The following is a 13,855-nucleotide window of genomic DNA, read 5'->3' on the forward strand; positions in this document are numbered from 1 at the left end:
TATTGATAACTCGACCGCAATGTGGGCGGGGTTCAACGTTAGAAATTCTTTTAACGCCCTAGGTTCAGCAGGCTATAATTTCCATCAGTAAATTATTATGGAGGCCGTTATGAAGTCGCTCGCCGCATTGTCAGCTGTTGCGCTCCTCAGTGGATGTGCTGCCGTAGTCGAGCCGGTCAACCTGCCCAATGGCCAAAAGGGTTTCGTTGTCAGTTGCAACGGATCTGTGGATTCTTGGGCTAAGTGCTATAACGCCGCAGCTCAGCACTGCCCCACAGGCTACGACGTCGTCACGCAGCAGCATGCTTCTACGCCCACCGTACATGGACCAATGGTCACCCGCGACCTCATAGTCAGCTGCAAGAAGAGCTGATGAACCTAACTTCCCGAGCTTCCTGACACATAAGCTCGACTGGGCCTGCATCACCACTGCATGCAGGGCCGGCAACTAGAGCAAATCAAGGAATCTTGTTAAGCGCTCCATGTCGCGTCCATTATAGTCCGCAAACGCCGCACCTCCGCCGTGGCGACGTCCGGTGTTCCAAAATTAGTAAATCCCATTAGTAGTCCGCCCCGGCTCGACCTGCCTACCCGCCAATCGCCCAGCGCCTTGAGGCCCAGACCGCGCGCCTGGGCCGCCGCTGCCAGCGCCCGGTCATCGTGTCCGGCTGCGAGCCGCGCCAACACATGGATGCCGCCGGCCTGCGGCTGGATCGATATCCGATCACCCAGCTCGCGCGCCAGCGCGTCGACCAGCCAGCCGCGCCGCTCGGCGTACAGCGCGCGCATCTTGCGCAGGTGGCGCGCGAAGTGGCCCTGCTCCATGAAATCGGCGACCGTCGCCTGCGGCAGGATCGATCCTGGGCCGGGAAGCAGGTCGACAAGCTCGCGCATGCGCGCCACCTGCGCCGCGGGAACGACCAGGTAGGCCAGCCGCAGTCCCGGCAGCAGCACCTTGCTGAAGGTGCCGGTGTAGAGCACCCGCCCGTGACGGTCGAGGCTTTTCAGGGCCGGCAAGGGCCGGCCGTGGTAACGGAACTCACTGTCGTAGTCGTCCTCGACGATCCAGGCGCGGCTGGCGCGTGCCCATTCCAGCAATTCCAGGCGCCGCGGCAGCGACATCGCCATCCCCATCGGGCTCTGGTGGGTGGGCGTCACCACCGCGAAGCGCGCGTCCGGCGCGCGCCGCAGGCCATGTGCTACGTCCAGGCCCTCGGCGTCGACCGGGACCGGCGCCAGCCGCAGGCCCGCGCGCAGCAGGAAGCGCCGGGCCAGGGCGTAGCCGGGATCTTCGTACCACCCCAGGTCGCCGTCGCGCAGCAAGACGCGGCGCACGAGTTCCAGCGCGCCGTGGTAGCCGGCCGTGACGAACACCTGTTCGGGTGCGCAGTCGATGCCGCGCGAGATGCCGAGATAGGTGGCGATGGAGCGCCGCAACGGCTCATGGCCGGCGGGATCGGGATAGGTCATCGCCGCCGCGGCCAAGGTGCGCAGCGTGTGCCCGGCCAGGCGCGCCCAGGTCTTGCGCGGGAATGCGTCCAGCGCCGGCAACCCGAGCTGGAACGGCAGCGCCTGGCCTGGCGCCCCTTGCGGCGAATTGGCGTCCGGCGCGCGTGGCGGCACGGTTCTTGGCCCGGCCGGTTCGGCCAGCCTCGCCAGCCGCGGCGACACGACCGTCCCGGCCGCGCCCCGTGCCACGAAATACCCTTCGCCCACCAGCATCTGGTAGGCCGCTTCGACGGTGCCGCGGGCAAGGTTCAATTCGCTGGCCAGGCTGCGCACCGATGGCACCCGGTCGCCCGCCTTCAGCTTGCCGGCGGCGATCGCTTCGCAATAGCGGCGATACAGCTGCAGGTAGATCGGTTCGTCCCGCTCGCGAGTGGGTTTCAGGTTCTGGATATCCACGATGTCCCATTCATTTCTTCATTTCTTGCACCTATCTCATAGGCCATGATCCGCCTATAGTATCCACATCGAATGAAGAACGCCATGCGCCATGTACGCAATTGATCAACTGCCCCCTTACCGGAGATTCCTGATGAGTGCCCCGCAACGCCTGCCCTACTACTCCCTGTCCCCCGCCGCCTATCAGGGCTTCGGCGCCACCAAGAAGGCCCTCGAGAGCAGCCCGCTCGGCAAGGAGCTGGTCGAACTCGTATGGCTGCGCGTATCGCAGATCAACGGCTGCGCCTTCTGCCTCGAGATGCACGCGAAGGCGCTGCGCGCCGACGGCGTGTCGCAGGCGAAGCTCGACAGCCTCGCCGGCTGGCGCGTCAGCGAACGTTTCAGCGCGCGCGAACACGCCGCCCTGGCCTGGACCGATGCGCTGGTCCACGTCGACCGCACCGGCGCGCCGGATGCCGACTACGAACCGCTGAAGGAATACTTCACCGAAGTCGAGATCTCGGACCTGACCTTCGCCGTCGCCCTGATGAGCGCCTTCAACCGCCTTGCGATCGGGATGCGCCAATGAGCCGGCCACTCACCATCCTGCACATCGACTGCAGCCCGCGCGTCGAATCGCACAGCCGCCAGTTGTCCAGGGCGATGGTCGAGCGGCTGCTGGCACGATACCCCGGCGCCGACGTGCTGCGGCGCGACCTGGGCCTGGAGCCGATCCCGCATACGGACGTCGGCTATGCCGCCGCCCTGGCCTCGCCCGGCGCGCTGGCGGCCGGCCAGGCCAACGGCGACCTGCAGCTGTCCGAATGGCTGATCCAGGAAGTCGAAGCGGCCGACGTGCTGGTGATCGGCACGCCGATGAACAACTTCACGCTGCCGTCGGTGTTCAAGGCCTGGATCGACCAGTTGCTGCGGGTCGGCCGCACTATCGGCATGTCGGCCAGCGGCGAGAAGATCGGACTGCTGCGCGACCGGCCGGTGTACATCGGCGTCGCGTCGGGCGGCGTGTTCAGTGGGCCGCAAGCAAAACAGCCCGACTTCCTCACGCCCTACCTCGTGGCCGCCTTCGGCTGCGTGGGCTTGACCTCGCTGCAATTCCTGCCGCTGCAGGCGACCGCCTTCCTCGATCCCGCCCAGGTGGCGGCGAACCGCGAAGCGCTGCTGGCGACCATGGACCTGGACAGTCTCAAAACCGCACGCGCCGCCTGAGCGGCGTGCCGGTAGCATCGGCTGCACCCCACGGTGCCAGCCGGTGCTACCCGGCGCTTATCGCGGGCCAGCGCGGCTGGCGGCCAGTAAGATCGGCGCACTTCTTACCGATCGTGCCGCCATGTCCACATTCCACCTCGCCCTTCGCGGCGCTGCGCTCCTGTTCTCCACCAGCGCGCTGCTCGCCGCCATCCCCCACACGGCCGCCGCCTCGATCCTGCCCGACGTGCCCGATATCAAGGCCGTTACCGACTACCGGCCGAAGATCCCGCTGCGCGTGTACACCGCCGACAAGGTCCTGATCGGCGAATTCGGTACCGAGCGGCGCGAGTTCGTCCCGATCGCCAGGGTGCCGGCGCTGATGAAGTCGGCCGTGCTGGCGATCGAGGACACCCGCTTCTACGAGCACGGCGGCGTCGACTGGATCCGCGCGCTGGGCGCGGCCAAGGCGAATATCGGCGACTTCGGCAGCCAGGGCGCCTCGACCATCACGATGCAGGTGGCGCGCAACTTCTTCCTGTCGCGCGACAAGACCCTGCCCCGCAAGCTCACCGAGGTCGCCCTCGCCTACAAGATCGAGAAGGCGCTGAGCAAGGACCAGATCCTCGAGGTCTACCTGAACCAGATCTATCTCGGCCAGCGCGCCTACGGCTTCGGCAGCGCGGCGCGCACCTATTTCGGCAAGCCGCTGGCCGACCTGACCCTGGCCGAGATGGCGATGCTGGCCGGCCTGCCGCAAAACCCGTCGAGCAGCAATCCGGTGTCGAATCCGCAGGCGGCGCGCAAGCGCCAGCAGGTCGTCCTCAAGCGCATGCGCGAACTGGCGATGATCACCGAGCCCCAGTACCGCCAGGCGCTGGCCGAGAAACTCGCGGTGCGCGGCGACGGCGCCACCTTCAATCCGCGCGCGGCCTGGGTGGCCGAGATCGCGCGCCAGGCCGTCCATGCGCGCCTCGGCCAGGCCGCCTATGAGCGCGGCATCACGGTCACCACCACCATCGTGGCGGCCGAACAGGACGCGGCCTACGAATCGGTGCGCCGCAACGTGCTTGCCTACGACCGGCGCCACGGCTACCGGGGCCCGGAAGCGCGCATCGCGTTGCCGGCCGATGCCGCCGAACGCGAAGACGCCATCGCCGCCGCCCTGCACAAGCTTTCGTCCGTGGCCGGCCTGGCGCCGGCGGTCGTCACCGCGGCCTCGGCCAAGCGGGTGCGCGCCATGTTCGCCAACGGCGAGTCGGTCGAGGTCTCGGGCCCGGGCCTGGCCTTTGCCGCGGGCGCCCTGTCGGCCAAGGCGAAACCCGGCGTGAAGCTGGCGCCGGGCGCCGTCATCCGCCTCGCGCGGCCCGCCGGCGGCGCCTGGTCGATCGCCCAGTTGCCCGAGGTAGCCGCGGCCTTCGTGGCACTCGACACCGACACCGGCGCCTACCGCGCCCTGGTCGGCGGCTTCGATTATTCGCTGCACAAGTTCAACCACGTGACCCAGGCCTGGCGCCAACCGGGATCGAGCATCAAGCCATTCGTTTATTCGGCGGGCCTGGAGCGCGGCTTCTTCCCCGGCACGCAGATCCTCGACGAACCGCTCGACTTCAGCGCCGAGAAAGCCTATGCCAACTGGTCGCCGCGCAATGACGACAATGCCTTCGAGGGCCCGGTGACAGTGCGCCACGCGCTGTCGCGCTCGCGCAATGTGCCGACCGTGCGCATGCTGCGCGCGCTGGACGTCGACTATGCCCGCGAACACCTGGCCCGTTTCGGCTTCGACGCCGCACGCCAGCCGCGCAACCTGACGCTCGGCCTGGGCACGGGCGCCGTCACGCCGCTGCAGATGGCCGGCGCCTACGCGGTGCTGGCCAATGGCGGCTACCGGGTCGAACCATGGCTGATCGCGCGCATCCAGGATGGCGACGGCAAGGTGCTGCTCGAGCAGGCGCCGCCGGCGCCGAAACAGGAGACCGCACGGGTGCTGGACGCGCGCAATGCCTTCATCGTCGACAGCATGCTGCGCGACGTGACCCGCGTCGGCACCGCGACGGCGGCCTCGCGCCAGCTGCAGCGGCACGACCTGGCCGGCAAGACCGGCACCACCAGCAATGCGGTCGACGGCTGGTTCGCCGGCTATGGCGGCCAGGTGGCGGCGGTGGCCTGGATGGGGTACGACGAGCCGCGCTCGCTCGGCGGGCGCGAGTTCGGCTCGACCCTGGCGCTGCCGATGTGGGTCGACTTCATGCGGGTGGCGCTGGCGAAGACGCCGCAACACGAGCCGCTGCCGCCGGAAGGCGTGGCGCGCGCGGGCGGCGACTGGGTGTATGCCGAGTATGCGGAGCAGGAACAGGTTCCCGAGACGGAGACCGGCCTTGAGCGGCTGATCGGGACTTTCTTCACGGACGACGACGACCGCGCATCGCACTGATCAGAGTTCGATCAGCAGCTCAGGACGGAATCCTTCCTGCTCGCCCTTGCCCAGGTAGCCGAGCGGATTGGCCACCACACGGCACGACCAGGAGTGCGGACCGTCGCGGCCCTCGACCATGTAGTCGTTCATGCAGTGCAGGTGGCCGTGCAACCACAGCTGCGCGCCCTTGAACAGGTCGTCGAGGGTGTTGCAGAAGCCAGCGGTGCCGGGCGTGAGGCCATAGCGCGGATCGGCGCTCATCAGGCTCGGCGCGAAATGGGTGACGACCGCCGTCTTGCCGGCGAAGGGCGTGGTCAGCGCCGCGCGCAGCCATGCCTGGCAATCGAGCGACATGGCGCGGATACCCTCGGCCAGCACCTGCTCGCCTCCCCTCAGGGTGGTGTTCTTGCTGAGGTAGTAGTTCGCCGCGCGGAAGGCCTTGTCGCGTTGCTGCAGTTGCTTGGTGAGGTCGGACTGGCGCTGTGCCAGCGCGTCGAAGTCGCTCCACAGGGTGGTGCCGATGAAGCGCACGTCGCCGATGACGACGATCTCGCGGTCGAGCCAGGTGATGCCGTGCCGCTCGCAGGTCGCGCGCAGGCGGGCATAGGTCTCGTCGTGGTCGAGCGAATCGAATTCGTGGTTGCCGGGGATGAACAGCACTGTCTTGCCGGCCAGCGCAGGCAAGGAAGGCGAAAAGCGTTCGAGGCCGAAATCGGATGTTTCCAGGCGCGAGCCGGCCTGGTAGGAGCCGATGTCGCCAGCCAGCACCACGACGTCGGCGTCTGGCAGGATGTGCGGCTGGAAGCCGGGATAGCGTTCGAGGTGCAGGTCGGAGAAAAGCTGGATGCGCATGGGCGCCGAGTATAGCGCAAGCGCAGCCCGGTTTCAGGCCGACTGGCGTCCAAGGCGCGCGATCTCGACCGAACCGCGCTCGTCGAAGATGGGGCAATCCTGCACCATGCGCACCACGGCATTGAAGTCAAGCGCCTCGAGCACCGAATAGCCCGACAGCGAACTGCTGGACGCCTTGGGGCCGATCAGGCGGCTCGGGATCTCGACGCTGTCCTGGGTCAGGCTGCCGGGATCGAGCACCGCGCCGCCCATTGCGTCGAACCAGGCGGTCCAGCGGTCTTCCTGGCGCTCGGCCGGTTCCGAGGCACCACGATAAATGATCAGGAATCGTTCCATGTCGTCCCCCATGAAGGTGGGCTCAACATAGCAGAAGCGGGCCGGCAGTGACGCACTGCTGGCCCGCTCCACGGTCCGCTACCTGATCAGAAGCGGATGTTCGCCGTCAGGCTGGCCGAGCGCGGCGTGCCCGGGGTGTAGCGGTAGCCGCTCTTGTTGATGGCCGCGACATACTTCTCGTCGCCGATGTTGTACACGTTCAGGCGCAGGTCGACGTTCTTGTTGACCTTGTAGCCGACCATCGCGTCGAACACCCAGTACGACTCGGTATAGGCCGGGGTGCCGATCGCCCCGTCGGTGCCGCGCGCCAGCTTGTCGCTGAAACGCGCGCCGCCGCCGATGCGCAGGCCCCATGGCAGGTCATACGAGGTCCAGGCGGTGAACGACTGCTTCGGCGTATAGGTCAGGCTGTTCTCGCCGGCGGCGGTGATATTGCGGCCGCGCTCGACGCTGGTGTCCATATAGGTGTAGCCGGCGCTGAGCAGCCAGTGCGGGGCCAGTTCGCCGGTCGCGCCCAGTTCCACGCCCTGCACCCGCTTCTCGCCGGTCTGGTACCACTGCTGGTCGGCCGGATCCTGCTCGACCTCGTTCTCGACGTCGGTGCGGAACAGCGCGGCCGACAGCGACAGCTTGGCCTTGAGCAGGTCGAGCTTGCCGCCAACCTCGGTGGTCGTGGTCTTTTGCGGCTCGTAGATCGGGTTCTGGGCGCTGTTGGCGCTACCCGAGACGGTGAAGTTGCCGCCCGGCGGCTGCTTCGAGCTGGCCACCATCGCATACACGCTGCTGTTGGCGGTCGGCTTGTACAGCGCCGACAGCTTGCCGTTGACCAGGTTGTCGCCGACCTTGAAGCGGGTCGAGGTCAGCACGTTATTGGTCAGCGCCACCACCGAATAATCGCCGCGGAAGTGGTCCACGCGCACGCCGCCATTGAAGATCCAGCGCTCGCCGAGCTTGACGGTGTCGAACAGGTACACACTCTGGGTATCGACCTCGCCCTCGTTGTAGGCGCCGGTGCGGCGCACATTGACCGGCGTGGTCGGCGCATCGTTCGGGTTCGGGTTGTAGATGTTCGCGGGCGGCAGCGTGCCCAGGCCGGTCACGTTCCAGGTGGTCTGGCGCTCGCTGGTGATTTCGAGGCCGGTCACCAGGGTGTGCGACACGGCGCCGGTGTTGAACTGGCTGGTCAGCGTGGTGACGTTGGTGAGGATCTTGTTTTCCTGGTCCTTGCCGGTGCGGATGCTGCGCGCCAGGGTCCAGGTGCGCGGGTCGCCCTGCACCGGGGTGGCAAGGTTGGCGGCGCTGGTGAGGAAGGCGGTCAGCAGGTAGTCCTGGCTGGTCTTGCCATAGCGGCTGGTGTTCTGCAGCTTCATGGTCGGCGAGAAGTCGTGCTCGATGCGCACGGTGGCCATGTCGGCCTTCACGTCGTCATAGTCGTTGACCGAGCCGTAGAAGTTCTTGGGGTCGACCTTGGGCGCATCGGCGACCCAGGGCCTGGTGCGGTCCGGGCTGGTGTAGCCCGGCAGGCCGATGACGAACACGCCGCCGTCGGGGATGTTGTCCTGGTCGACGTGCAGGTAGTCCAGGTGCACGCGGGTGGCGCCATTCAGGCCGAAGCCGATGCTCGGCGCGACCGCCCAGCGCTTGTTCTCGACCACGTCGCGCGCGGCGCTGCCCGAATCCTGGGCCAGCACGTTCAGGCGCATGGCGATGCCGCGCTGTTCGTCCAGCACGTGATTGACGTCGGCCGTGATGCGTTTCTGGTCGCCGCTGCCGCCGGTGATGGCGGTCGTCACCAGGTCGGTCAGGTTGGCCTTCTTGGTCACCAGGTTGACCGAGCCGGTCGGCGCGCTGCGGCCGTTGTCGGTGCCGGCCGGGCCTTTGAGCACGTCGATCTGCTCCAGGTTGAACACGTCGCGCGAGATCGTGCCGACGTCGCGCACGCCGTCGACGTAGATGCTGTTGGAAGTATCGAAACCACGCATGAAGATCGCGTCGCCGGTGGTGGTATTGCCGTTCTCGCCCAGGAAGAAAGCGCCGACGCCGGGGGTGTTGCGCAGGGCCTCGGTCAGGGTCAGCGCGCCCTGCTGCTCGAACAGTTCCTTCTTGATCACCTGCACGGTCTGGGCGGTGTCGACCAGGCGCTCGGTGTACTTGGGCGACGAGGCGTTCTCGGCGCGGAAGGCGTTTTCGTATTTGCCGACGATTTCGACGGTCGATTGCGGAGCGACGGTGGCCGCGGTGTTGGTCGTGGCTGCAGCAGTGGCGGGTGCGTCGTCGGCGGCGTGGGCGCCGAACGGCAGCAGCACGGCGGCGAGCGCGGTGCCGGCGACCTGGCTGCGGGTGGGGTGCTTGCGGCTCTTGATAGCTTTCATGGCGAGGGTGTCTCTTTCGGATGGTTGGTGCTTAACACTGCAAGAAAAACAATGATTCTACCGAGAATGTAATTACATGTAAACGATAATCATTATCATTCGTGTTCGCACAACACCTTTGATCTACTTTCGCCAGCCTCGAATGCCGTAGTTGAAAACAAACGTCCCCGCTCGTGGCGGGGACGTTATCCAGCGATCAGGCATGCGGCACAGGGCCGCATGCCTATCGGGTTCAAGCCTTCTTCTGCTGCGCGATCCAGTTGTCGACCAGCTCGCCCAGCACGTCGAGCGGCACCGAGCCGGCGCCCAGCACCATGTCATGGAAGGCTGGCAGCGAATACTTGTCGCCCAGCTCCTTCTGCGCCTTCTCGCGCAGTTCCAGCATGCGCAGCATGCCGATCATGTAGGCATTGGCCTGGCCCGGCCACACGACGTAGCGCTCGGTTTCCTGGGCGCCGATGCCGTAGTCGATCGCCTGCTGGCGGGTCCAGCCCTTGGTGTGCAGGCCGGTGTCGACCACCAGGCGGCGGGCGCGGAACAGTTCCGAACCCAGGGCGCCGAGCAGGCCGGGGACGTCGCCCTCGTACCAGCCCTGCTCCACCGCCAGGCGCTCGGTGTACAGCGCCCAGCCTTCCGAGTGCGCGCTGCCGCCGCTGAAGATGCGCTGGCTGCGGAATTTCGGCAGGTCGCTCATCTCCTGCTGGATCGCGAGCTGGAAGTGGTGGCCCGGCACGGCTTCGTGGTAGGCCAGGCTGCGCATGCGGATCATGTCGAAGGTCGGGCCGCGCAGGGGCACCCAGAAGATGCCCGGTCGGCTGCCGTCCGGCGCCGGCAGGGTGTAGTGGGCGGCGGCCGACGGTTCGGTCAGCGGCGGCACGCGGCGCACATCGACCGGCGCGCGCGGCTTCAGGTTGAACAGCGAGGCGCTCCTGCGCTCGGCGTCGCGCACCATCTCGTTGTAGCTGGCAATGATGGCCGGACGCGGATCGCCCTCGCCCTTCGGCTGGAAGCGCGCATCGAGCTGCTTCATGCGGGTCTCGATATTGCCCTCCGCCAGGCCCAGCGAGCGCAGGTGCTTGTCCATCTCGGCTTCGATGCGCGCCACTTCGCGCAGGCCGATGGTGTGGATCTCGTCGGCCGTCAGCTGGGTGCTGGTGAAGTTCTCGATCGCGCGCTTGTAGGCGGCGGCGCCGTTCGGCAGGCGCGAGATGCCGGCCACATCGCCGGTCTTGGGGTGGATCTCGGCCATGAAGGCCTGCACGCGGGTATACGAAGGACGGACCTTCTGCTCGACGATGGCGGTCGCGCGCACGATGGCGGCGCTGCGCGCCTCCGGAGACAGGTCTTTCATCTCGGCGGTGCGCTGGGCCAGCGTGGTCACCAGCACATTCTCCGCCGCGGCCGGTTTCAGGAAGTGGTCGACCTGGAACTGGGCGCGTTCGAGGATGAAGCGCGGCGGAATCATCTGCTTGGCGGCCGCGCCTTTGGCGCGCACCAGCGCCTCGTCGATGCGCTGGCCGACCTGCTCCAGGCGCGCCAGGTAGCTGTCGACGTCGGCGGCATTGCGCATCGGATGGGTATTGGTCATGAAGTTGACCAGGCCGATCTGCGGGCCGCTGAACTGCGAGAACACGAAGGAATGGTCCTCGAACGGCTCGTTGGCGATCACGTTCTGCAGCGACCAGCGCATCACGGCTGCAGAGATCTTCTGGGTCTCGTTCAGGGGCTGGGCCTTGAAGCCGTCGAGGCGCTTGATGCCGTCGCGCGCCATCGCGACCGCCTTCTGGCGGTGGGCCGCGGTCAGCGGCGTCAGTTCGCGGTCCAGTTTCGCCTGCTCGGCGCCGCTGAAGTATTGGGTCGAGGTCGCCAGTTGCGGGCTGAGGCGCACCCAGTCCTCGGCAAACTTGTCGCTCCAGGCGTCGAAGGCTTTATAAGGGGCGACGGCGGCGGCCTGGCTGGCGCCCGCCTGTGCGGCGGCGGCTGGCAGCGCCACGCCGGCGAGCATGGCGGGAATGAACAGGGCGGCGATGGTGGCGCGCAGGCTGCGCTGGCGGGTCGATGGCATCTTGGGTGTCTTCCTCGTGGTTGATGTTGTGCGGCGGGCGCATCTCGTGAATGCGGCAATTGCCGCCGAGGAATCTAACATGGAAGTAAACAGATCGACAACGCCGGTGTTGTCACGCGGCGTACGTACGGCGCGCTAGCCGGAACGGGGCCTGCCGTCCGCGGCGGCGATCATGCGGTCCTTGAGCTCGACCTCGCCGCAGTAGAACAGCACGGCCGAGCCCAGGCAGGCCAGCACGTTCCAGCCGAGCAGCAGGCTGCCGATGCACACCACCGCGGCCCCCAGTGCGAGCCGGATCGCGAAGGTGCGGCGCGCCATGCCGAACACCAGGGGGCTGTACGGCCGCTGGTGGAAGAACACCACGAACAGCAGCCAGTAGGGAATCGCATACACGAAGTACAGCAGCGCGCCGATGCCGAGCGCGAAACCGGCGTAGGGGATGCGAAACGCCAGCATCCCGCCGACGCCGATCGCCAGCCAATAGACAAGCAGGTTCCGGTACTGCACACGCTCTCCCGATCAGTCACGCAATGGCCGGCATCTTACAGCATGGCTTTCGGATGACCATGGCGCGCTACGTATAATGGCCATCCTTCCATCGACGAGAATGACCGCGCGGCATGCAGACTATCAGGGACAGGCTGGAGAACGGCCAGGCAGGCATCTATTTCTGCGCCGTGGCGCTGGCGCTGCTCGCGGCTTGGTTGGTACCTGGGACCACGGCGCTGGAAGCGGCGGTGAACCCGGCGCTGGCCTTCATGCTGTTCGTGACCTTCCTGCAAGTGCCGCTGGCCGAGCTGGGACGGGCATTCACGCAGACCCGCTTCCTGGCCGCGCTGCTGGCGACCAACTTCATCGCGATTCCGCTGCTGGTCGCCGCCCTGCTGCCGTTCGTGTCCAACGATCCGCTGGTCCGGCTGGGCGTGTTGCTGGTGCTGCTGGCGCCCTGCATCGACTACGTGGTCACCTTCTCCCACCTCGGCCGCGCCGACGCGCGCCTGCTGCTGGCCGCGACGCCGGTGCTGCTGGTGGCGCAGATGCTGATGCTGCCGGTGTACCTGCGCTTCCTGCTGGGCGACGGCGCGGCCGGCCTGGTGCAGCCCGGTCCCTTCATCGATGCCTTCGTCTGGCTGATCGCCGTGCCGCTGCTGCTGGCGCTGGCGCTGCAGTCCTGGGCCGGGCGCAGCCAGGCCGGCGCACGCGCGTCGACCGTGCTCGGCCTGCTGCCGGTGCCGGCGACGGCGCTGGTGCTGTTCATCGTGGTGGCCTCGGTGCTGCCGCAGCTGGGCCAGGCCGGCAGCGCGGCGCTGGGCGTGGTGCCGGTGTATATCGCGTTCGCCGTGCTCGCCCCGCTGGCCGGCTGGCTCGTGGCGCGGCTGTTCCGACTCGAAGCGCCCGCCGGCCGAGCGGTCGCTTTCAGCAGCGCCACCCGCAACTCGCTGGTGGTGCTGCCGCTGGCGCTGGCCGTGCCGGGCGCGGTGCCGCTGCTGCCGGCGATCGTCGTGACCCAGACCCTGGTCGAACTGGTGGCGGAACTGGTATATGTGCGCGCCATCGCGCGGCTCGGAGAGCCGCCTGCCGCCTGAGTAGTACAGCCGAGGCGTTTGCCGAACGACTGGCCGGGATCAACAGCAAGGATTCCCGCAATGGCGCATCATATTTCCACACGGCAAACTCCGATAGGGCCATCATGGAAATCTCGCTCCCGGCAGAAACGACGACCGTCCGCCACGCCACAGCCGGCAACACCCGGCTGCTCCTGTGGAACCCACGCGCGGCGACTTATTGGGGCTTGCTGCTCTCGCCTGCCTTCAGCGCCTATATCCATATGCGCAACTGGCAGACGCTCGGCCAGGAAGACCAGGCCGCGCAGGCGCGCACCTGGCTGCGCATGGTAAGCGCAATCATTGTGGCAGCGTGCTTCTTGCCCGCTTTGGGCGGTATGCCGGGGCGCGATCTGGAACTGCCCTCGTCGATGAGCCTGGCCCTGCTGCTCGCCTGGCATTCCTGGGGCGGGCGCGGACAAGAGCGCTATATCGCCGCCATTATCGGGGGCGCATACGTCCGGCGCCCCCGGAGCGCAAAAATCTTCAGCGCACTGTGCATGTTCATCGCGTTTGTCGTCGCGATTGCCGCCTTCTCGATGACCGTCAGCCCTTGATCTACCCGGCGTCTGCCTGGATCGTCAATGTCTCCTGTTTGGCCGGACTCCAGCTGCGCGCCAGCCGCCAGTCGCGCGCCGCGCCTTCCACCACCACCTGCCAGTGGGTCGCCTCCAGCGCCGGCAAGTCAGCCGAGAAGCGCCCCTGGGCATCGGGCAGCGCCTCGAGCACAAGATCGCGCTCGGGCAGCGTCGGATGCGCCAGGCGGATGTGGAACGGCGCCACCACCGGCTGGCCGTTACTGGAGAGGCGGCCGTTCAGGCGCCCCGCCCGCGCGTCGTGGCTGGCCTCGAACCTGAGCGCCAGGGCGGTAGCGACGCGGTCGCGCCGCAGGTCCTGGTTGATCGCCTTGCCCTGCTTGTAGTAGTCGGCGACCACCATCGCGTCCGGCTGCTGCATGCCCAGCCAGGCCGAGACGCCGGTGGCGATCATCACCGCCACCGGGCCGATCATCAGGAACCACGGCCAGCGGTGCCTGTACCACGGCGCCGCGCCATGCGGAAGATTGGGGTTCGTTGCGTGCATCGTCTTCTCCTTGCTCATTTGGGCACACTCATTTGGG

The 13,855-nt window shown here is 67.2% G+C and carries 12 protein-coding genes; 5 read left to right on the forward strand and 7 right to left on the reverse strand.

Translation table 11 applies throughout. The annotated features are described in order from the left end of the window. Nucleotides 1-471: 471 nt before the first annotated feature. Entirely contained in the window at nt 472-1,905 is a 1,434-nt protein-coding gene (gene pdxR / locus Q9246_RS12625; RefSeq protein ID WP_306397890.1) for a MocR-like pyridoxine biosynthesis transcription factor PdxR, read from the reverse strand. A gap of 133 nt (nt 1,906-2,038) precedes the next feature. On the opposite strand from pdxR, the gene Q9246_RS12630 reads away from it, so the two are divergent. From Q9246_RS12630 to Q9246_RS12640, 3 genes are all read left to right on the forward strand, one after another. Next, entirely contained in the window at nt 2,039-2,473 is a 435-nt protein-coding gene (locus Q9246_RS12630; RefSeq protein ID WP_306397891.1) for a carboxymuconolactone decarboxylase family protein, read from the forward strand. Continuing rightward, nucleotides 2,470-3,111, forward strand: a complete 642-nt coding sequence (locus Q9246_RS12635; RefSeq protein WP_306397892.1) for an FMN-dependent NADH-azoreductase — start codon at nt 2,470-2,472, stop codon at nt 3,109-3,111. The genes Q9246_RS12630 and Q9246_RS12635 overlap by 4 nt, the downstream gene beginning before the upstream one ends. Before the next feature lie 121 nt (nt 3,112-3,232). Beyond that, the gene (locus Q9246_RS12640) at nt 3,233-5,524 is read left to right on the forward strand and encodes a penicillin-binding protein 1A (protein ID WP_306397893.1); all 2,292 of its coding nucleotides are present in this window, start codon (nt 3,233-3,235) and stop codon (nt 5,522-5,524) included. On the opposite strand, the gene Q9246_RS12645 is transcribed toward Q9246_RS12640, so the two are convergent. The 5 genes from Q9246_RS12645 to Q9246_RS12665 form a co-directional block, all read right to left on the reverse strand. Then, nucleotides 5,525-6,358, reverse strand: a complete 834-nt coding sequence (locus tag Q9246_RS12645) for a metallophosphoesterase (protein ID WP_306397894.1) — start codon at nt 6,356-6,358, stop codon at nt 5,525-5,527. A 33-nt stretch (nt 6,359-6,391) separates the two neighbouring features. Beyond that, nucleotides 6,392-6,694 carry a hypothetical protein gene (locus Q9246_RS12650; protein WP_306397895.1) on the reverse strand — a complete coding sequence of 101 codons (303 nt, stop codon included), beginning with the start codon at nt 6,692-6,694 and terminating at the stop codon, nt 6,392-6,394. Nucleotides 6,695-6,780: 86 nt separating this feature from the next. Continuing rightward, nucleotides 6,781-9,066, reverse strand: a complete 2,286-nt coding sequence (locus Q9246_RS12655) for a catecholate siderophore receptor Fiu (RefSeq protein ID WP_306397896.1) — start codon at nt 9,064-9,066, stop codon at nt 6,781-6,783. Between the two features lie 232 nt (nt 9,067-9,298). Continuing rightward, nucleotides 9,299-11,131 (reverse strand): DUF885 domain-containing protein, encoded by a 1,833-nt coding sequence (locus tag Q9246_RS12660; protein WP_306397897.1) that lies wholly within the window; start codon nt 11,129-11,131, stop codon nt 9,299-9,301. Between the two features lie 135 nt (nt 11,132-11,266). Continuing rightward, nucleotides 11,267-11,638: a hypothetical protein gene (locus Q9246_RS12665; RefSeq protein ID WP_306397898.1), complete on the reverse strand. Its 372-nt coding sequence runs from the start codon at nt 11,636-11,638 to the stop codon at nt 11,267-11,269. Nucleotides 11,639-11,751: 113 nt separating this feature from the next. Here Q9246_RS12665 and Q9246_RS12670 point away from each other — a divergent pair, with 113 nt between their 5' ends. Both Q9246_RS12670 and Q9246_RS12675 read left to right on the forward strand, forming a co-directional pair. Further along, complete coding sequence (locus Q9246_RS12670; protein ID WP_306397899.1) at nt 11,752-12,717, forward strand: arsenic resistance protein; 966 nt, start codon at nt 11,752-11,754, stop codon at nt 12,715-12,717. Between the two features lie 104 nt (nt 12,718-12,821). After that, the gene (locus tag Q9246_RS12675; protein ID WP_306397900.1) at nt 12,822-13,292 is read left to right on the forward strand and encodes a hypothetical protein; all 471 of its coding nucleotides are present in this window, start codon (nt 12,822-12,824) and stop codon (nt 13,290-13,292) included. 1 nt (nt 13,293) lies between these two features. Here the strand turns inward: Q9246_RS12675 and Q9246_RS12680 are convergent, their stop codons facing one another. Next, nucleotides 13,294-13,818: a FixH family protein gene (locus tag Q9246_RS12680; RefSeq protein WP_306397901.1), complete on the reverse strand. Its 525-nt coding sequence runs from the start codon at nt 13,816-13,818 to the stop codon at nt 13,294-13,296. Nucleotides 13,819-13,855 lie beyond the last annotated feature (37 nt).

Origin of the sequence: Telluria beijingensis (assembly GCF_030770395.1) — a bacterium.
Taxonomy (GTDB): domain Bacteria; phylum Pseudomonadota; class Gammaproteobacteria; order Burkholderiales; family Burkholderiaceae_D; genus Telluria; species Telluria beijingensis.